Here is a 20,891-nt window from a genome sequence, read left to right on the forward strand (position 1 = left end):
CTCCAGTGCGGCGCTTTCGGCACGGCGCGTAGAAAGCGGCGTTTCATTGCTATGGCCCGTGCCGCCTTGATACTCGCCGCGCCGTTGGCAGTCTTGATCGACGCAAGCCCCGCGCGTGCTCAGGATGCGTTGCAGTTGATGAGCGCGCCCGGTTCACTGATCATCGAAGACGCGGGCGACAAACGACTCAATTTCAAAGTGACGCCCGCGAATGCGTTCGATGGCGAAGCCATCGCAACGCTTTATCGCTACGACGATAACGGTGAGGTCTCGCAGTCGCCGCTCAAGGACTACCGCATCTCGCCCACCAAGGGTTCCGGCGGCCAGCAGATATCGGTGAATGTTTCTTTACCGGGCGCGGGACTGTACGTGCTCGATATAAAACTCTCATCGAAAAGCGGTGATGAGATCGCCTCGCAGAAAGTTAGTCTTGCAGTTCTCGCAGCCGGAAAAGGCAGCTTCAGCGAAGCAGGCGTGCAAACTCACTTCGCCCATAGGAAGGGCGTGCCGTCGATCGTGTTGCCGCTCGTCAAGCGAGCGGGCTTCACATGGATCCGCGATGAAGTCTATTGGAGCGCCATCGAAAAGACGCCCGGGCAGTTTCAGTTGCCACGCAACGACAACGACTATGGTGGATATGTCCGCCAGGCGGTTCGCATGAATCTGAAGCCGCTCATCGAGCTCGACTTCGGAAACAGGCAGACGTACCCGAATCTGTTCAAGGGACCGCAAGGCTTTCCGCAGACGCAGGAAGAACGCGAGCTCTTTCTGCGCTATGTCGATAAGGTCGTCGGTTTCTACAAAGGCTACGTCAAGACCTGGGAAGTATGGAATGAACCGAACTTCGCCAGCATGGGGGGCTACGACACTTACCTTGCGTTGCTGAAGCCCGTCTATAGCCTCATCAAGAAACAGAGTCCCGACGCCACCGTGCTTTCTTGTGGTGGAGGCGGAGCAGGCGGCGGCCCCGGCGGCGACTGCATTGCGGCGATTGCGAAAGCCGATGCGCTCGCTTATCAGGACGGCTTCAGCATTCATCCGTACATGTCTCCGTACGATCCCGACCACGGCTACAGCGCGAAAGGCTCTCCGCTTTCTCAGGTGAATGTGCCGAGCGTATGGCAGCATTTGCAGCGCATGACGCAATCTCATCCGAAACCGGGTGTCGGGCCGCTCGGGGTGTACGTCACGGAGATCGGATGGCCGTCGAGTCCGGAGGATGCGGGCTTGTCGGAGCGCAAACAGGCTGCGGCAGCGGCGCGCACTTACCTGTTGTCACGGCGCTTCAACACGATGAAAACGGTCATGTGGTATGACTTCGTCGATGACGGAGTGAATCCACGCGACAAGGAAGCCAACTTCGGTCTCCTGCGACTGGATCTCTCGCCAAAGCCGGCGTATGCCGCGGTCGCCACGGTCTTTCGGACGATCGGGAATCGGATGTGGAAGCAGTCGTTCGCCGATAACGAGACGACCAAGGTCTACCAATACTGCGAGAGCGATTGCGTGATCGCGGGTTGGAGACGCGACGCCGATGACGGTCCGGTCGCCACGTCCGTGCCGGTTCCGCCCGGCAAATACACACAGATCGACTGGCAAGGTTCGACGTCGACCATCGAAGTCAATGACAACTTCGAGTGGAAGCTCGGCGTCATGCCGAAGTATCTCGTGCCCGCCAGGAAGTAGCGACGGCTACTGCGGAAGTGTCACGGAGCGCTTTGATTCATTGCGAATGAGAGCGCTCCTTGCGTGATGGATCAAACGGGATTGGCTTTAACGAAATTCTTAAAGGTGTTGTAAGCCGGTGTCTTCGTGACCCCGTCGTTCTTGATAAGTCCGAAGCTGTCGTCGATCACGGCATACATTATGACGGACTGAAGGTTGTACTTGTCCTTCACCGACTTGTACTCGGCCAGCGCTTTGTTGACATATGCAACTTGCTGGTCCGGCGTGTCGGTCTGACCGTGGAAACCCCATTCCGTCAACCAGATCGGTACGCCGAACGCATCTTTCAGCGACTGGAGCACGTCGAAGCACTGATTGTTGATCCATCCACAGACCACATCGCCCGAGCTTTCGTACCAGTGATAGCAAGTGAAGTCCCAGCGGATAGTCGCGGCGCCCGAGACGCCATTCGCGGAACCATCCGGCGTAATGCCGTTCCACAGCATCTGCAGTGCGCGGAAAGCGAGAGGAATACCGACGCCCACGCCGACCTTGATGGTCGGATCGACCGCGCGCACGCCGTCGACCATGCCGCGAATCACGCCACGGAAAGAGCCCCACGCCTTCGGGTCCCAGTTGCTCGTCAGGTTGCCGTTGCCGTTCGAACGCGCATTCACGTCCAGCTCGTTACCGCATTCGATGTACTTCACCAGGCCCTTGAGCACCTTCGTCACGCTCGTGGCAAGGTTGTAGCCGAGCGTATAGGCTGCCGACTCGCTCAGTGAGACATTCCAACCGATCGACGGCGGATTCAGCACGGGCAGAATCGACACGCCGCTATTTTTGAACGGTCCGTTCAGCGCGTTCGCGAGAATCTGGGCCATCGCGGCCGTGCAGACGTCTGCACGATAGTTCGTCACGCCCAGGTCCTTGAGGATAGCGAGCTGCGCGGCGGCCGACATGGTGTTGTAGATGCTGCCCGAACCCCAGGCCATATGGCCGTTCATGCCGTAGAACAGCGAGTTGTTGCTGACAGCGTTGGCGGTGGTCGTTCCACGCGGATCCGCCGAACCGATGTTCGCCCACGGGCTGCCGTTCTTGTACCAGACGCCAGATGAGTTCTTCGCGTAGATCGTTCCGTTGAAATACAGGATGTTGACCAGCGCGACAGAGGATCCGGTCGACACATTGGAGCCGTTACGCGTGACGTGGCCGCTGGAAAGCGCCCACACGTTGCCCGAACTGTCGGTGATGGAGGACGCCGGGGGAATCACCGTGCCGCTCGCCGACGCGGCTTTGGAGACGCCGGTGGCAACGTTTGCGACGCTGCCCGACGAACCGTCGCCTTCGCTGCCGCCGCCGCAAGCCGCCAAGGCCGCGCTGCCGGCACCGGCCATGAGGACAGACAAAAAGCTTCGACGCGAGATGAAGTCGTTTTTACCGTCGATGCCAACAGGTAAAACATTCTTAACTTGGGTAGAGAGTTTTTTGAACACAGTAAGAGTTTCGTTGTTTTTCAGAGTGGGCGCAGTATATGTCTGATAAGTCTCCTAAGATGTTTCTGAATGTAACGGTATCGGAAAAAAGAAATTCTGTATTTTCTTACTATCATAAGGGGGAAAATGCTCCTAATGAGGCGGGGCATCGGGAAGAACTGACCACCCCGATTCCGGCATCGAGGGTGCATCAGGTAAAAGGATCGCTTTGTGATCCTTAATATTGATCAACCGCTTGCCGACCAGTAGTTTTTACTCAGCACTACTTTGTGGCATAAATTGCGGGCGAGGGCGCGACGAGTAGTTTTGACCGCATCGACTGGTCGTTTTAAGCGCTTGATCGGGGTGCTAATGCGCCGAGGCGTCGCCCACAATGCGCGACGGTGGCTCATTCATTGGGGTAGGTGAAATCCCTGTCATAGTCGTGACTTGCAAGACTACGTTCGGAATAGATGGCGCAACTTAATTCGGCGTACGCTCACAGATGAGTGCGGACTCTTCATTGCGCCGAGGACGTTCGCCCACTTACGAACGAACGTCCACTTCTCTTGCAGAAGGCAGGCGCGATTAACGAAGGCGGGGCTACGGCGTGACGGCGTTTATATGGCCATACACCCGTCGGGCTCTTTGCGTGGTCTGTCGCGGGACGGCATCGAAGACGACGCCGGCGATATTCGCCCGCACTCGATCGAGTCGTCTCACGGCCTCCTGAAGATTCCCCACCGCGTAAGTGTCGGGTTGTTCGACGAGCAAAGTGCATGCGCCGAGCGGCGCGATCAAGCAGGCGTCGTCGGCCGACAGCACTTCAGGCGCGGCGATGATAACGAGGTCGTACGCAGGAGTTAGCTCGCGCATCAGATGCGCAAGACGCCGATTAGAGAGTGACAGCTCCGGGGCCGGGAGCAGATCGCCAACGGGTATGACATCGAGGTTCTTCGATCCTCCAACAGAATGAATGACATGTTGAACTCTGATGTTGCTTTCGAGAACTTGCGCAAGGCCTAGTGAATTGGATAGCCCGAACGAATCAGAGATCGCACCGTGGCGGAAATCGGCGTCAATGAGCAGTACGCGGTTGCCCGCTTTCGCATTCATCGAGGCCAACTGGGCCGCCAATACCGTTTTCCCGTGGTTCGACCGCGAACTGGTCACGATCATCACGTTGCGCTTCCACGGCGTATAAGGCAGCTTGAGCCGTTCCCGGCGTCTGAGCTGGAAGTGTTCCAGCGGAAAGAGTTTGAAGCTGGCTGCCGGAAACGAACTGCGCTTCGCGCGATAAGCCTTGAATCTCGGCCAATAGAGAACGAGGTAGCCGATCACCACGAACGACGTCACGGTAGTGATACTGACCGTCGAGGTGATGAGCAAGAGAAGCAGCATCAGGAAGCCGTCACTCGCCGTGAAGGCAATGAAGCCAAGCAGAAGCAGCGCGCTGAACAAGCCCATTTCTGCGAAGCTCGCAGGAAGGCCCGCGAACGGCACGCCGGAAGAGATTTCATACTCGACCAGACGAAACGAAGGCAGATACATATACCGCGAGCGTACGTCGTCGGCAGTGACGCCTCGCAATATGTCCTCCAGCGACGCATCGAACATGAACGGGTAACCACCGAGTCGGTGTGAGAATGTGGTCGAGCCATAGAACGTATGACTTCCGAGGTAGATGCCCACGAGGCCGACGACACAAATGAATCCGGCAAGCATGACAAGCGGATGGACCATCCGGAGTCGATGACGCAACGGATAAAGCCCGAGAAATATGAACAGAATGAACGATGACTTCGAGAAGCACAAAAAGAGTCCGAGGCAGTACATTGCGACAATCTTCTTGTTGACCTTCTCGATCAAAAGATGAGCAATGAGCGACGCGACAAGTAAGGACGAGAAGAAGCCCGCTTCTCTCGAGAATCCCGAGGCTCTGGCAAAGAACAGGAACTCATAGAAGTTGGAGTAGGCGCGCGTCGCGTACTCTCCCCAGATCATCCGCGAAAGGGCGGCCGGTCCCAGCGTCTCGGCGAGCCCCCGGTCAACGTAATAAGCCGAGAATTGCACGACTGCGAACGCTATGTTGATCGCCATCCAATGGTGCAGGTAGCAGATGCGCGCGCCGATCGTGTACATCATGTAGCCGATGCACAGCCCAATGGAGACGACCCGAAGCGCTACGCTCGGCGATCCTATCGCGCTGACAGCCACACCGATCGCCAGCGGACCGCTCCAGCTACGGGCAGTGGCGGAGAGGAAGCGGAGAAACTTGAGGTCGAGAAAAGGAATGAAGAGATAAAAATAAATCGTGAAGCCATTGACCCGCGGGTTGAAGATAATGCAGGTGAAAAACATGTAAAAGAGGATGGATACGATCTTCGAATACATGAGGTCCTCTTTGTTCCAGCGTCCGAGTCGGCGCCGGAGAACCGAGTCACGAACAGAATTTTTATGCCACCGGGTCGTCAGGCGAAAGTACGGCAGAGTCTGCGCAGCGGACTCGCACACGTGCTCGTGCGCTGGGACTTCGCGCCAGCTGCCAAAGTATCGAACTGTATACCGCCGATTTTCTTTTGGCTCGAAATTGAACGCGAATGCGTACGGAAACAGACACGGCTTTTCGTACTATTAAAATAGGAATTCGCGTGGGTGAGTATGTATACGAAACAGCTGCGCGAACGGCCGTGCGATCTCGGAACTGGCGAATGTCATCACGCCATTGCCAGCGATATGTCCACACATACCCGTGCAAATGCGTGCAAACAATCATCCCGCCGCGCCGATGCAACGCGGTCGCGCAACGGCGCAGAACCGGCAGGGCGCTTACTGTTCCAACACGGCCTGCGGCGTATTGCGGAAACTGATCGCCATGCGGTTATACATATTCATCAAGCTAATGGCGATCGTCAGGTCGACGAGTTCTCGCTCACTGAACACGGCGCGGGCGCCTTCATACGACGCGTCGGGCACGCCAGTTTGCGCCACCAGCGTGACGGATTCCGCCCACGCGAGCGCTGCGCGCTCGCGGTCGTCGAAGAGATGGCCCGCTTCTCTCCATGCCTGCACGAGCGCGAGCTTGTCGATCTTCACGCCTTTATTCAGCAAGTCGCGTGTGTGCATGTCGAGGCAATAGGCGCAGTTATTGATCTGCGAGACGCGCAGGTAGACCAGATCGACGAGAAGCGGCGACAGGTCGCTCTGCATCACATAGCCATAGACGCCGCCAATGGCCTTGACGCCCGCGGGCGCAATTTGAACGTAGTCGAGACGCTTGCTCATGAGATGACTCCTGAAGGGAATGAATTACTTGATGGGGGTGGTCAGCGCTTTGTCGCTGCTATCCGCGACGAAGACGGCAAGCAGCTTGGCGGGCTCCGTTTTGCTGGTATTGCGGCTTATGCGGTGAACTGAGCCGGGCTCCTCGAAGAAGCTCTCGCCGGCATGGTAGACGCGCGTCGGACCGTCATCGACTTGTGACTCGATTTCGCCCGATACGACGTACGCATAGATGAAAGCCGAGGCCGCATGTCTGTGCGCTGAGGACGCCGCGCCGGGCGCGTAATCGACGACGACCGCGGTCAACGACTTGCCCGGAACGTTGCGAATGGCGTGCTGGAAGTTCGGCGTAACGGTCTCAGCTGCGCCGTGTGCCGAGGCCGATAAGGCGATGCCCAACGCCACGGCAGCGCAGGCGGCTCGCTTGATGGATCGTATGTTCATGGTGTCTGGCTCCTTTGTGCTTCTGCATTGTCGTGTCACGTGTGGACACGCAAAAGCACCAGGAATGAACATTTTCGATGCACCAAGAGCGCAGAGCGCGGCAGGTGACGCTGGTTCGTCAGTGCCGCCCGCGAATGACTTCCAGCAGGCGCGAACAGTTACCCGCGAGGGTTCTTTCATCCAGATTGGTCACGCCGAGCAGCAGCCCCTGTTGCCTCGGCTCCGTCGTGTACCAGGGTGAAAGCGGGACCGGGGCCAGTCCGAATACTCGCGCGCGAGAAGCGATGTCGATATCCGATACGGCGGGTTGCGAAAGCGCGGCCACGACGGTCATGCCGGCAGAACCGCGCACGTCGATTGACCCCGAGCCCAGTTCCTTCAGACAACGAACCAGCGCTTCCTGCCGGCCCGCGTAGAGACGCTTCATCCGCCGCAGATGGCGAAGGAAGTGTCCCTCGTGCATGAACTCGCTGACGGCGTGCTGCACCGATGCAGCCGGGGCGGGCGAAAGGCACGCCGCGACATCGCCGAAGCCGCGCGCCAAGGCCGGCGGCACAACGAGAAAACCGAGGCGAAGCGCGGGGCTGATGGTCTTGCTGAAGGTCCCGATGTGGAGCACGCGGCCGTCACGATCGAGCGAGGCCAGAGCCGGCGCGGCCCGTCCCCTCAACTGCAACTCGCCGAGATAATCGTCTTCCACGATCCACCCATCGTGGTGTCTGGCCCACTCGAGCAGCGCGAGCCGTCGAGCGAGCGACATCGTCATTCCGAGCGGCGCCTGCTGGCCCGGCGTCACCACCGCCAGCGCGGCCGCAGGCGCGATCCGGATGCCTGCGTCGACATCGAGCCCATCGGCGTCCACGGGCACGCCAGCCACCGTCATGCCGGCCAGGCCGAGCGCCGTGCGCGTGAGCGGAAAGCCGGGCTCTTCCATCCACGCTTGTTTGCCTTCGATGCGCAGGCCGCGAATCGCGAGGTTCAGCGCGCCGGCGAAACCCGCGGTGACGAACACCTGCGAGGGACTGCATAGAAGCCCGCGAGACACCGCGAGATACGACGCGATCTCTTGCCGTAGTTCAGGATCGCCGCGAGGGTCGGGATAGCCGACAGGAGCCGCTGCGGCGCGGCGGGCGGCGCGTGCCTGAATCCGTGACCAGAGCTTGAACGGAAACGCGTCCTGCGAAGGCACGCCCATTTGAAACGCCAGCGGCGCCGTGCTGAAGTCGTTGAACAACTCCGGAAGCGGCGGCGACTCGGGCGACCATCCGGCCGTCGGCGGCGAGGGCCGCGCAACGACTCGCGTGCCGGCCGCGCCCAAGCCGACCGCAAACTGCTCGTCGATCAGCCGTTCATAGGCCGTGCGAACCGTGCCTCGCGATACGCCCAGCTGAGCAGCCAGATCCGACCACGACGGCAGCCGCGCGCCGGCCGCAAGCTGGCCCGATTCGATCGCATGGCGGATCGAGCCATAGATTTGCGCCGACAGCGGGAGGCCTCCGGCACGATCGAGTCCAATGGAAAGTATTGCCATAGACGCGATAGTACAGTGGCTCTTACCGATCTTGGGCCTGTTCGCGGAGCCATGCGCGGCGTAACTTTCGGGCTGTAGCGCCGCCAGTCAGTCGGCGCTCGATGACCGCCCATTCACAAGACGCGTGCAATAGGAAAGCACGCTCCAACCAGTTCGAGTAAGCGATGAAGCAAGATACAGCCGCGCCGACGAATGCCATGCTCGATGTCGTCATTCCCGACAGCCCGCTCGCGCGCGAGGCGGCCGAACTCATCCGCGACACCGAGAGCGAATTGTTGTTCAACCACTCGACGAGGGTCTACCTTTGGGGCGCGCTGTTGGGCAAACGAAACGGTATCGCGTACGACCGGGAGTTGCTCTACTTTGCCGCCATGTTCCACGATATCGGTCTGACGTCGGCGTATGGAAAAAGCCAATTGCGCTTCGAAGTGGACGGCGCCAACGCCGCGCGCGATTTCCTGCGCAGTCACCATGTCGACGAGGCGGACGTGGCGAAAGTGTGGACTGCCGTGGCGCTGCATACGACGCCGGGCATTCCCGAGCACATGCACGGCGAGATCGCGCTGGTGCAGGCCGGCGCGGGCATGGACGTAGCAGGACGCGGCTTCGATGCGTTTTCAGAAGCGCAGCGCGCGGCGGTGGTCGCGGCTTATCCGCGCGGCGCCGACTTCGCAGCCAGAATGATCGATGCCTTCTACGACGGCATGAAGCATCGCCCGGGCACCACGTTCGGCACCTTCAACGACGATTTCCTCGCGCACAAGGACCCGGGCTTCGAGCGCGTGAACCTGTGCAGCATCATTCTCAATTCGAAGTGGGGCTGACGTCGTAGCCGCAATCGGCACGCATGACGTTCGTCACGAATCGCCGCCGCAGAAGTGACTGTCGAGGAGATCAGTCACGCGCCATACCGAGCAAGGTCTTCGCACGTGCCCGTCGAAGCCGGCTTGCTTCAACGTCGAGACGGAATCCAATGGGCAGATGTTGCTCATCGCGAGGACCAGCAGTCTCGCGGTGCGCTCGTCTGCGCGCAAGCTGCGAACGAATGCATAGTGCGAATCGGCATCCAGCCGGGTATCGAGTAACAGCGCATGGGGACGCCAGCACGCCATCTGGCGCCGAAGCGTGGCGAGGTTCGTGGCGTAAAGCACCTGATAGTGCTTGAGCGTCAACAGCAACGCGAGCGATGCGCCGACCGCTTCATCCCGATGACCGATCAGAATACGGCAATTCGCCGTTGTCCCTGTGGCATTCGCGCTCGTGGTCCAGAACGCGCACTCCTGTTCGTCGTCCAACGGTACCCGACGTGTCATAGCGCCTCCTAGCTGCTCCGCTTGCAGGAACCGCATCTGCGATTCGTGCCCCAGATGATCTGGCTGGCACAACGTTAGAAAGCTCTCTGAAGCAACAGTTGTATGCCGCGTTTCGCATCAATACAAGGAATTTCGAGGCGACTGCGGCGCGAGCGCCACGCAACCGGAGTCATTCGCACGAAGCCGGGAACAGTGAAGAGGCGGCGCGAATGCATAGTGAGCCCTCGTCGTGCTCCGCTATGTCGTGCTATCGAATTTCGTGCGACCGATCGTTCGGCAGATTCCGTTCAGTCACCGTTCCGACAAGTTCGGGCCAACCTGCTGCCCTACAATAGCTGTGTGCCGCATCGCTGGTCTTACAATAAGTGGTCAGTGCAGAATTCGGCATTGGTCGTCAATAACACAGCCGCGCATTAGACGAGGAGAGGCGCAGTGTCCAAGCCGAAGTCGACGCTCCAGCGAGCGACGGGTTCGCCCATTGCGGTCAAGAGCGACTTGCGGTTTCCAGTAGTGGGTATCGGCGCGTCGGCCGGCGGCGTCGAAGCCTTGCAGACGTTTTTCGAGAATGCGCCGAACAGCATGGAAATGGCGTTCGTCGTCGTGGTGCATCTGGCCGCAGAACACGCGAGTCACGTCGACGACATCCTGCAACGCGCCACCGGCATGCCAGTGCGTCAGGTGACTTCCACTCTGCCGCTCGAAAAGAACCATGTGTATGTGATCGCGCCGGGCAAGCAGCTCGAGATGTCGGATGGCTGCGTCAGAGCCGTCGATCGCGATGCATCGGAAAGCCCGCCTTTCACGATCGACCATTTTTTCCGCACGCTCGCCGAGGCTCATGAACAACATGCGATCGGCATCGTGCTTTCCGGCGCGGGATCGGATGGCGCGGCGGGCCTCATTCGCATCAAGGAAGCGGGCGGGATCACGCTCGCGCAGACGCCCAGCGACGCCGAGCACGCGGAGATGCCGCAGCACGCCATTGCGACGAGCCAGGTCGACATCGTGCTGCCCGCGTCCGAGATGCCGCAGCGATTGATCGAACTGCTGGCGAACGCGCAGCGCATCCAGCTGGAGAGTCTCGAAGTCGCAGAGCCGGCGAACGACCGCACGCGTCGGATTGCCAACGACCCGGAGCGCGCGCTGTCCGACATCCTGATGCACCTGCGCGTGCGCACGGGACACGACTTCCGGCTGTACAAACGCGCCACGGTGCTGCGGCGTATCGAACGGCGCATGCAGGTGAACGGACAGCGCGATCTGATGGGCTATCGCGACTTCCTGCGCGCGACGCCCGACGAAGCGAACGCGTTGCTCGGCGACATGCTGATCGGCGTGACGCAGTTTTTCCGCGACCGCGGCGCATTCGATTATCTCGAGCGCGAGGTCATCTCCACCCTTTTCGCGGAGGACCCGGGCGAGGGCCAGGTGCGCGTCTGGGTGGCCGGTTGCGCCTCCGGAGAGGAAGCCTATTCCATCTCGCTGCAACTGGCGCAGGCGCGCGACGCGGCGGCCTCGGCCCGCTCCATTCAGGTATTCGCCACCGACATCGACGAAGCGGCGATTTCGCGCGCGCGCGCCGGCTCCTATCCGCTCGCGATCGCGAACGACGTGCCGCCCGCGCTGCTGCAGCGCTATTTCGTGCGTCAAGCGGCGCACTACGTCATTGCCAAGTCGGTGCGCGAGCGCATCCTGTTCGCGTCGCATAGCCTGCTGCGCGATCCGCCGTTCTCGCATCTGGATCTGATCTCGTGCCGCAACGTGCTGATCTACCTCGAACGCGCGGTGCAGCGGCAGATTCTCGAACTGTTCCACTTCGCGTTGCGGCCGAACGGCTACCTGTTCCTCGGCACCGCCGAATCGGCCGATGCCGCCGACGACCTGTTCGTCGTCGTGGACAAGAAATGGCGCATCTACCGCGCGCGCATGGTCGCGCATCGTACGAAGCCTCCGGTGGGTTTTCCGCCGCTGTCGCAACATGAACCGGGCACCGCCGACGAACGCGCGGCAACTACCGCGCCGCGGCGCGCGCCGGCCAGTCCCGCGCAGCGCAGCTTCTCGTTTACGGAGCTGCATCAGCGCGCGCTCGAAACGTATGCGCCTCCGAGCGTCATCATCGACCGCGACTCGAACGTCGTGCACCTCTCGGACAATGCGGGCCGCTTCCTGCGCCATCCGGGCGGCGAGCTGTCGAGCAACATCATGTCGCTGGTGCTGCCTGACTTGCGTCTGGAACTTCGCACGGCCATTTTTCGCGCGCTGCAAACCGGCACGAGCGTCGAGGCGCGCCGCGTGAAGTGGGTGCACGAGCCGCGCGCCTCGTGGATAAACATGACGGTGCGGCCGTTCCACGACAAGGTCGCGAATGCCGGGTTCCTGCTGATCGTGTTCGATGAAGTGTCGGCTCGCATGACCGACGAAGAACACGCCGAAGCAGCGGGTCAGGACCCCGTGCTCGCGCAGCTCGAACAGGAGTTGCAGCAGAGCCGCGAGCAACTGGCGACGATCATCGAGCAGTATGAAACGTCGGTGGAGGAACTGAGGGCGTCGAACGAAGAGTTGCAGGCGATCAACGAGGAATTGCGCTCGACCAGCGAAGAACTCGAAAGCAGCAAGGAAGAGCTTCAGTCGGTCAACGAGGAACTCACCACCGCGAACGCCGAATTGCAGGCACGCATCGAAGACACCGCGAAGGCCAACGACGACTTGCACAACATCATCGAATCGAGCGAGATCGCGACGGTGTTCGTCGACAAGGAGATTCGCATCAAGCGATTCACGCCGAACGCGACGGCGATCTTCAATCTCATCGATACCGACATCGGCCGGTCGCTCTTTCACATTACGCATTCGCTGCGCTACCCGACACTCGCCGACGACGTGCGGCAGTCGTTCCAGTCACTGCGGCTGACAGAGCGCGAGATTCAGAGCGAGACAGGCCGCTGGTATCTGATGCGGCTGTTGCCGTATCGCACGGCCGACGATCATATCGACGGCGCGGTGATCACGCTCATCGACATCACCGACAGGCACCACGCCGAAGAGGCGGCGCGCGCGAACGAGCAGAGGCTGCGTCTCGTCGCGCAGTCCACCAAGGACTACGCGATCATCATTCACGACCGCGACGGCCTGATCGTGAGCTGGAACGCGGGCGCGGAGAGAATCTTCGGGTACGCGGAAGACGAAGTGGTCGGGCGCGACATCGAGCTGATCTATGAGACGAACGACCGGCTGGCGTTCGTGCCCGCGCACGAGCGCGAAACCGCGCTGAGGGAAGGCCGCGCCGACGACGAACGCTGGCATCGCACGAAGGACGGCCGGCGCATCTATTGCAGCGGCGTGGTGACGCCGATCTCGGACGCCTCGTTCAGCGGCTTCGGGAAGATCGTCCGCGATCTGACCGAGCGCAAGCAGCGCGAGGACGCGAGCCGCGAGGCGCTGGAGCAGGAACAGCGCGCGCGCGAGCAGGCGCTGAGCGCCAATCAGGTGAAGGACGAGTTCATCGCGGTGCTGTCGCATGAACTGAAGCATCCGCTCAATCTGATAGGCGTGAAGTCGGAGATGCTGCCACGCTTGCCGGAGGTCCGGCACATCGACGCCGTGCGCGAAGCGGCCGTTTCCATCAAGCAGGCGGTGCGCAGCCAGGCGCAGATCATCGACGATCTGCTCGACTGGTCGCGCATTCAAACGGGCAAGCTCACGCTCGAAGTGCAGCGGGTGGACGTGTCCGCTATCCTGCGCAGCATCGCGGATGCTTGCGAGGAAGACGCCGGCGCACGCGGCATCTCACTCGAAACGCATCTGCTGGAAGGACCGGCGATCGCGCTCGCCGATCCCGTCCGGTGCGAGCAGATCATCTGGAACCTCGTGTCGAACGCGCTGAAGTTCACCCATGCGGGCGGCCATGTGAAGCTCAATCTGTCGCATGAAGGCCGCATGTTGCGCATCGACGTCGCCGACGATGGGCAAGGGATCGACGCGGCGATGGTCGACTATGTATTCGACATGTTTCGTCAGGGACCGCGCGACCGCATTCGCGGCGGCCTGGGCATCGGCCTCGCGCTCGTCAAGCAACTGGTCGAGAAGCATGGCGGCAGGGTCGCGGCAGCATCGGAGGGCCACGGCATGGGCACGACGATGTCGGTATGGCTGCCGGCGGCCGACGCCCCGCCGCCTGTCAGCGCAATCAGCCGGGACGACGCGAGCATCGTCGGGCTGCACATCCTGCTGGTGGAGGACGACGAGGACACCAGCGCTTCGCTGACCACGCTGCTTGAACTGGAAGGCGCCGTGGTCGAAGCCGCTGCGGACGCGGACACCGCGTTGAAGATCCTCGCGGAACGGCCGATCGACGCGGTCGTGTCGGACATCGACCTGCCCGGCATGAACGGTTACGAGCTAGCGCGCAGGATTCGCGCAAATCCGGCATGGGCGGCGGTGCGCTGCGTCGCGCTGAGTGGACACGACCGCCACGAAGACGTGCAGGCCGCGCATGAGGCCGGCTACGACGTGCATCTGGCAAAGCCGCTGGACTTTTCGCTGTTGATGGATGCGCTAGGCGTGCTTACTCGCGATCAGGGAAGCCAGGCTACCGGCTAGCTTCACATTAGCGAGCCGGGCGCGATGCAGGTCTGAGCGGGCCGAGCGGCGCAGTGCCCGCGACGCTTGCATCAAGAGGCTACGGAGGTCGCCCGGAACGTCGGCGCGTGCATGTCGCTGGACGCATGGCAGCATTGAATCAACTACTTCGCGCATAGGCGCGCAGCACCGGACGATAGTCGCGGCATCTCTTCGGATCAGGCCGGACAAATCGGGCAAATCGGTCAAGTGGGCAATGCACGCCGTCACGCGCACTGTCGCCAGATATCGGACCCCGCAACTGTTCCCTGGCCGACACCAGAGCGGGCGCAAATAATGCGGGCCAAGTTCGACGGAGGCGCTATGGAACATCGAGATATTGTTGTCATTGCGGCATCTCGCGGCGGGCTTCCCGTCATCAAGATGCTGGTGACACAGTTGCCCGCGGACCTGGACGCCACGCTGTGCATCGTCGTGCATATCGGCCGGCATCGAAGCATCCTGCCCGAACTGCTGTCGCAATGGGGCTCTCACGCGGCGACTCATCCCAGGCACAAAGAAGTGCTCCAGCGTGGCAGAATTTACGTGGCGCCGCCGGATCGCCACATGGTCCTGCGCGACGGCATGCTCTATCTTCTCGATACCGCGACGGAGAACTTCGCACGGCCTGCCGCCGATCCGCTGTTCAGATCGGCCGCCGTCGAATACGGAAACCGCGTGGTGGGCGTGGTGCTCAGTGGCGACCTGGACGACGGCGCCGCGGGCCTCGCGTCGGTTCACGCCCGAGGCGGTTACGGCGTGGTTCAGCATCCGGACGACTGCGAGGCTCCATCCATGCCGCGTAGCGCGATCGCTGCCGGGGGCGTGGATGTCATCGCGAAGCTGGACGAGCTTCCGGCGGTCCTTGTTGCAGCCGTCAAGGGGGCGAAGCGGCGCAAGGAGCATTCCATGACGACTGATCGGCCAGACCTCGATCGCGAGGCACAGATTGCAGACACTGGGCTCGTCGAACCGCAAGTGCTCGATGAGATAGGGCAGCGTTCGGCGCTCACCTGTCCGAGTTGCAACGGCGCGCTTTGGCGGCTCAACGACGACCGGCCTTTGCGCTACCGATGCCATACCGGGCACGCGTTCTCCATGTTGTCGCTGGAAGAAGCCACCGCGCAAACCGCGGACAACGCGATCTGGAGCGCGTTGCGGGCGGTGCACGAGCGCATCATATTCGCGCGCGAGCGGCAGCAGTGGGCGCAGCGCGTGGGCAGCGACGCGGACGTGGCTGTGGAGCAGGCGCGCATCGACGAGAACGAGAAGCTGGCGGAACTTCTTCGGGCCGCAGCCAGCACGCATGAGCCTTGATCGGTCATAGCGAGCCGCGAACACGACTGCCATTTCATCGTTGAGCTTGCGCCTGGCGCAAACCCGCGCACAAATTCACTGATGGCGCGGGACAATGGCCGTACATGGACGCCCCCGGTTTTGCCAGGCTTTCAGTACGCGATGACTGGAAGGTAGATTGCAACCGTACATTCGGACTTTCGCTGCGGCTGCGCCGCTGTCCCTGATGGGTTTCGCTGGTCGGTTCCCCGTCGCTTTGACGCACTCGAAGGTGCTCGGCCATTGTCGGGCTTTGCCAACCACGGTCTAACCTGTACTGCCATCACTTCATGATCGCCTAAGCAATCGGAGGAATCTCCTGCTTGCCCTTTGCGTGTTGCGTGCGGCTAACAGCCGGGCTGACTAGGCGCGGCCGCGCCAGCGGGTGTGTAGTCAGCCTCAAATTCCCTATCGTGGGCCCACAGCGCCCAGACAGTTCGGGCAATCTTGTTGGCCAGCGCAACGGCCGCTACGTTGTGGTTGCGTCGCTGTATCAGCTCATGTATCCAACCTTGCTGCGTCCCTTTGCGTTGCGAGGAGAAGATCACTGAACGGGCGCAGTGAATCAGCAACGTCCGGAGATAACAATCGCCGCGCTTGCTGATGCCGAGCAGGTTCTGCTTCCCTCCACTCGAGTGTTGTCTGGGTACCAGACCAAGCCAGGCTGCCAGCTGCCGACCATTTTGGAAGTTCTTCGCGTCGCCGATCGTTGCCACCAGCGCTGTTGCGGTAATCGGGCCGATGCCCGGTACCTTCTCGAGCTTGCAGCACATATCGCTTTGTCGGTGCCATGCTCTGATCGCAGCATCCGTGTCGAGGACCTGCTGGTGAAGCACCCTGAGGTGGTCCATTAGGCGCCGAATCAGTTGCCGGAACAGTCCGGGTAATTCGTTGGATGCGTCTTCGATTATCTCTGGCACGCATCCGGCGATATGCGCAATCCCTTGAGGGATGACGATGCCATACTCGCTGAGCAGGCCGCGGATCTGATTGGCCTGTGCCGTGCGTGCGCTGACGAAGCCTTGGCGCGCCCGATGCAAAGCCAGCACCGCCTGCTGTTCGATGTTCTTGATTGGCACAAAGCGCATGTTCGGTCGGGCGACGGCTTCGCAGATCGCCTCGGCGTCGGCCACGTCGTTCTTGTTCGTTTTTACGTAGGGTTTGACGAATTGCGCCGCCATCAGCCTTACGGTGTGACCCATGCCTTGCAGCTTGCGGGCCCAGTAATGGGCACCACTGCAGGCCTCCATGCCAACGAGCGCCGGCGCCAGGTTCGCAAAGAACGTCGCTTTGCGTTGCGAGGAGAAGATCACTGAACGGGCGCAGTGAATCAGCAACGTCCGGAGATAACAATCGCCGCGCTTGCTGATGCCGAGCAGGTTCTGCTTCCCTCCACTCGAGTGTTGTCTGGGTACCAGACCAAGCCAGGCTGCCAGCTGCCGACCATTTTGGAAGTTCTTCGCGTCGCCGATCGTTGCCACCAGCGCTGTTGCGGTAATCGGGCCGATGCCCGGTACCTTCTCGAGCTTGCAGCACATATCGCTTTGTCGGTGCCATGCTCTGATCGCAGCATCCGTGTCGAGGACCTGCTGGTGAAGCACCCTGAGGTGGTCCATTAGGCGCCGAATCAGTTGCCGGAACAGTCCGGGTAATTCGTTGGATGCGTCTTCGATTATCTCTGGCACGCATCCGGCGATATGCGCAATCCCTTGAGGGATGACGATGCCATACTCGCTGAGCAGGCCGCGGATCTGATTGGCCTGTGCCGTGCGTGCGCTGACGAAGCCTTGGCGCGCCCGATGCAAAGCCAGCACCGCCTGCTGTTCGATGTTCTTGATTGGCACAAAGCGCATGTTCGGTCGGGCGACGGCTTCGCAGATCGCCTCGGCGTCGGCCACGTCGTTCTTGTTCGTTTTTACGTAGGGTTTGACGAATTGCGCCGCCATCAGCCTTACGGTGTGACCCATGCCTTGCAGCTTGCGGGCCCAGTAATGGGCACCACTGCAGGCCTCCATGCCAACGAGCGCCGGCGCCAGGTTCGCAAAGAACGTCGCCATCTGTTCGCGCTTCATCTGCTTCTTCAAGACTACCTTGCCGTGCCCGTCGACACCGTGAAGCTGGAACACGTTTTTTGCCAGATCGATACCAATGGTTGTAGCCTTCATGATGGGCGCTCCCGTCCGTGAAGTGGTTGATACGCAACTCCACTTTGGCACGCAGATGTCGTTTCGGGTGGGGGCGTCCATCCCATTGCTTTGCGTCGCGTTAGACATCGAACCGCTACGGCGCACTGACAGCGTGCCGTGAAGTACGCGCTTCACTGATCGTACGCTGCGATGTAGCTTGCGGCTGTCTCCGTCGCGCAGGCGCGACTACACGATTCGCCACGCCATGCAGAGAGTGCGCCATGAAACTCGCCAAGTGGATCGCGGTTGCGCTAACGCTGTTGATGACGGCATGTGCAAGCCTTCCGCCGCAAGCCGGACGCGAGGAAACCCACGCGCTGACCGACACCGCGAGCACGCGCCTCGGCAGGTCTTTCGCGGCGAGCGAGGCCGCTCATCCCGGCGATAACGCGTTCCACCTGCTACCGGACGGCATGGATGCGCTCATCGCCCGCGTGATCCTGAGCGAGACCGCCGATCGCACGCTGGATCTCCAGTACTACATCTGGCATTCGGATCTCACGGGTCGCGAGATGGCCGCGTCCATCATGCGCGCGGCCGATCGCGGCGTGCGCGTGCGTCTTCTGCTCGACGATCTCGGCACGAACGCCGACGATCAGTTCCTGCTCGCGCTGGCCTCGCATCCGAACGTGCAGGTGCGTCTCTTCAATCCTGTGGCGAATCGCACGTTCAAGAGACTTGGCTCCGCAGCGGAGTTCTTTCGCGTGAATCGTCGCATGCATAACAAGGCGCTCATCGCCGACAATCAGGCAGCGATTCTCGGCGGCCGCAATATCGGCGACGAGTACTTCGGCGCATCCAGCACGGTCGCGTTCGGCGATCTCGACGTGCTCGTGCATGGACCTGTCGTGCGCGAAGTGTCGAGTGCGTTCGATCTGTACTGGAACTCGGATGCGGCGTATCCGATCGAAAATCTCATGCGACGTCATGCCGACGCCGACTCGTTAGCCGAGTATCGCGAGAAGCTCGATGCTTATCTTTTGTCGGAAGAACATTCGCCGTACGTGGCGAACGTGCGCGAGCGTCTCGCGATCGTGATTCAGCAGCGCGGCACCGAATTCTCATGGGGCAAGGCAACGCTTCTCTACGACGATCCCGCGAAGATCACCCGCGCGCCCGGCGATGCCGAAGGTCATCTGATCTCGCAGTTCAAGGCGCTGAAGCTCGATCCCGAGAAGGACATGCTGATCGTGTCGCCTTATTTCGTGCCGCGGGAAGAAGGCGTGCGCTGGCTTCGGTCGATGACATCGCGCGGCGTGCGCGTGACGGTGCTGACGAATTCGCTGGCGGCGACGGATGTCGCGGCGGTGCACGCCGGCTATCAACGCTATCGCAAGGACATGCTCGAAGCGGGCGTGCGCTTGTATGAATTGAAGCCGGTCGCGTCGGCGGATCAGAACGAGAGCACGAAGAAATCGACATTCGGATCGTCGAAGGCGTCGCTGCATGCGAAGACTTATGTGTTCGACCGCAAGCGCATCTTCATCGGTTCCATGAACCTCGATCCGCGTTCCATCGAGCTGAACACGGAGATCGGTGTCTATTGCGAAAGCGCGGCGGCGGCCGAACAGGTGGCGGACGGCATCGGCACGAATATCGATCGAATTGCGTGGCGAGTCGAGTTGCAGGACAACGGCAACGGCGGCACGCGCATGGTGTGGATCGATACGGACGCCAACGGCAAGACGACGCTGCTCGAAAGCGAGCCGGGCGTGTCGGCGCTCAAGCGAGCCGGCATCTGGATGCTCGGCATTCTGCCGATAGAATCGCAGCTGTGATTCCCGCGAACGACGTGCCGCCGATGCAGCGTTGCGCGCATGACAGGTCGATGGTATCTATGCGATGTGGCATGTTCGCGAGGGGTATCGACATGGCATTGCACTTTCCCCGGCTTCCGTCGCGGCGCGCAAGGACGCTCGTGACGAGCGAAACGCTTCATATGGGCGGCAGCGTCCACGTCATGCGATGAGTCCGTTCGGCTGGCTAATGAAGCGTTTCGAGCGCCTCGGTCGCTCGCGCAGCGATGCCAATTCCACCGACGACATTCGCGAGGCGCTCGATCGCATCCTGCGCATTGCGCCGCAAGTGCGGCTCGCGAATCGCTATGAGTCGCGGATCGGGCCGCTCGTTCGCTCGGCGCTTCGTTATGCGCGCGAGCTCGTCGACGCGCTTCCTCCGCCGCGCGATGCGACGCCTTCCGCATGGGCCGACGATGCCTATCTGCGCGCCATGTTCGCGACTTCGGAAGACATCACGCATGTCATCGGCCAGTCCAACGATCTGCGCAACTGGTTCGACGCGCATTACGCAGCGGAACACGCCCATGCCGTGCTGAGTAGCCGCCTCGTCGAGCGGCGCGTGCTCGGCGTGGCCGACGAGGCCGGCGTGGTGCGCTCGGACGTGCCGCGCATCGCCGTGAGCTTCGACGACAAGCGCATTCGCATTTGCGACGAAACCGACGCAGCGCTAAGGGATGACATCGTGCTGCGGGTCATCGAGCAACTGGCGCTGGAAGCCACGTCGCGCATCTCGGCGCAGGAGGCCCAACGCGAGGCGTTGAAGGAGACGCGCGCACTGCTCGCCGCGCGAAGGCAGATGCTCGGGCGGCGTGGCGCGGGCATGTCGGGCATGAGCGGCGCGTCGCCTGCATACGGCGATGCTTCGACGGACTTCGCCCGACTGGAGCGCGAGATGGCCGAGAACGAGGCCGCGCTTGCGTCGCTCGGCTCGCGCGCGGAAGCCGTGGAACAGCAGCTTGGCGCGCTCGCCGACGTGCTGGGCGATCCTGCCGCGCTCATACGCGTGGATCGCAAGGCGCTGCGGCTGGATCGCATGAACCTCGTCGTCGAAGCGCCCGGCGATGAACGGGCCGCCGAACTGACGCTCCATCTCGCGCATTTGCCGATGCAGCCTCCCGAGGTCCGCGCAGTGCAATTGGTGCGCGTCGCGCGGCGAGACATGCCGGCTGCGGGCGGCGCGATCGACGATGCGGCGCGGTGGCTGATCTGAGCGCGTCTCAAAACGCGCCGCGACTCGACCTGCG

Annotated in this window: 12 protein-coding genes and 2 pseudogenes; 6 read left to right on the plus strand and 8 right to left on the minus strand. The window is 61.4% G+C overall.

Annotated elements, in window-relative coordinates; genetic code table 11:
* Positions 1–51 precede the first annotated feature (51 nt).
* Positions 52–1,686: a beta-glucosidase gene (locus tag LDZ24_RS24265; RefSeq protein ID WP_248323735.1), complete on the plus strand. Its 1,635-nt coding sequence runs from the start codon at positions 52–54 to the stop codon at positions 1,684–1,686.
* A 71-nt stretch (positions 1,687–1,757) separates the two neighbouring features.
* Here LDZ24_RS24265 and LDZ24_RS24270 read toward each other — a convergent pair whose 3' ends face one another.
* The 5 genes from LDZ24_RS24270 to LDZ24_RS24290 all read right to left on the minus strand — a co-directional run bounded on the left by LDZ24_RS24270 (position 1,758) and on the right by LDZ24_RS24290 (position 8,397).
* On the minus strand, positions 1,758–3,161 hold the full coding sequence (locus LDZ24_RS24270; protein WP_248323736.1) for a glycosyl hydrolase: 1,404 nt from the start codon (positions 3,159–3,161) through the stop codon (positions 1,758–1,760).
* A gap of 582 nt (positions 3,162–3,743) precedes the next feature.
* Entirely contained in the window at positions 3,744–5,534 is a 1,791-nt protein-coding gene (locus LDZ24_RS24275) for a CpsD/CapB family tyrosine-protein kinase (RefSeq protein ID WP_248323737.1), read from the minus strand.
* A 435-nt stretch (positions 5,535–5,969) separates the two neighbouring features.
* On the minus strand, positions 5,970–6,425 hold the full coding sequence (locus tag LDZ24_RS24280) for a carboxymuconolactone decarboxylase family protein (protein ID WP_248323738.1): 456 nt from the start codon (positions 6,423–6,425) through the stop codon (positions 5,970–5,972).
* 24 nt (positions 6,426–6,449) lie between these two features.
* Entirely contained in the window at positions 6,450–6,866 is a 417-nt protein-coding gene (locus tag LDZ24_RS24285; RefSeq protein WP_248323739.1) for a cupin domain-containing protein, read from the minus strand.
* A 118-nt stretch (positions 6,867–6,984) separates the two neighbouring features.
* Positions 6,985–8,397 carry a PLP-dependent aminotransferase family protein gene (locus tag LDZ24_RS24290; RefSeq protein ID WP_248323740.1) on the minus strand — a complete coding sequence of 471 codons (1,413 nt, stop codon included), beginning with the start codon at positions 8,395–8,397 and terminating at the stop codon, positions 6,985–6,987.
* A 164-nt stretch (positions 8,398–8,561) separates the two neighbouring features.
* On the opposite strand from LDZ24_RS24290, the gene LDZ24_RS24295 reads away from it, so the two are divergent.
* Positions 8,562–9,221 carry an HD domain-containing protein gene (locus tag LDZ24_RS24295; protein ID WP_248323741.1) on the plus strand — a complete coding sequence of 220 codons (660 nt, stop codon included), beginning with the start codon at positions 8,562–8,564 and terminating at the stop codon, positions 9,219–9,221.
* A gap of 33 nt (positions 9,222–9,254) precedes the next feature.
* Here LDZ24_RS24295 and LDZ24_RS24300 read toward each other — a convergent pair whose 3' ends face one another.
* Positions 9,255–9,710, minus strand: a complete 456-nt coding sequence (locus LDZ24_RS24300) for a histidine kinase (RefSeq protein ID WP_248323742.1) — start codon at positions 9,708–9,710, stop codon at positions 9,255–9,257.
* A 432-nt stretch (positions 9,711–10,142) separates the two neighbouring features.
* Here LDZ24_RS24300 and LDZ24_RS24305 point away from each other — a divergent pair, with 432 nt between their 5' ends.
* Both LDZ24_RS24305 and LDZ24_RS24310 read left to right on the plus strand, forming a co-directional pair.
* Complete coding sequence (locus LDZ24_RS24305; RefSeq protein ID WP_248323743.1) at positions 10,143–14,309, plus strand: CheR family methyltransferase; 4,167 nt, start codon at positions 10,143–10,145, stop codon at positions 14,307–14,309.
* Positions 14,310–14,651: 342 nt separating this feature from the next.
* Complete coding sequence (locus LDZ24_RS24310) at positions 14,652–15,644, plus strand: chemotaxis protein CheB (RefSeq protein ID WP_248324223.1); 993 nt, start codon at positions 14,652–14,654, stop codon at positions 15,642–15,644.
* A gap of 365 nt (positions 15,645–16,009) precedes the next feature.
* Here the strand turns inward: LDZ24_RS24310 and LDZ24_RS24315 are convergent.
* Positions 16,010–16,945 (minus strand): annotated as a pseudogene (locus tag LDZ24_RS24315) (IS110 family transposase); the annotation flags it as partial.
* A 6-nt stretch (positions 16,946–16,951) separates the two neighbouring features.
* A pseudogene (locus LDZ24_RS24320) lies at positions 16,952–17,827 on the minus strand (IS110 family transposase); the annotation flags it as partial.
* A 242-nt stretch (positions 17,828–18,069) separates the two neighbouring features.
* Between LDZ24_RS24320 and LDZ24_RS24325 the strand changes: the two are divergent.
* On the plus strand, positions 18,070–19,626 hold the full coding sequence (locus LDZ24_RS24325) for a phospholipase D family protein (RefSeq protein WP_248323744.1): 1,557 nt from the start codon (positions 18,070–18,072) through the stop codon (positions 19,624–19,626).
* 208 nt (positions 19,627–19,834) lie between these two features.
* Positions 19,835–20,857, plus strand: a complete 1,023-nt coding sequence (locus LDZ24_RS24330) for a hypothetical protein (RefSeq protein WP_248323745.1) — start codon at positions 19,835–19,837, stop codon at positions 20,855–20,857.
* The last annotated feature ends 34 nt before the right edge of the window (positions 20,858–20,891 follow it).

Origin of the sequence: Caballeronia sp. Sq4a, from assembly GCF_023170545.1 — a bacterium.
GTDB lineage: Bacteria > Pseudomonadota > Gammaproteobacteria > Burkholderiales > Burkholderiaceae > Caballeronia.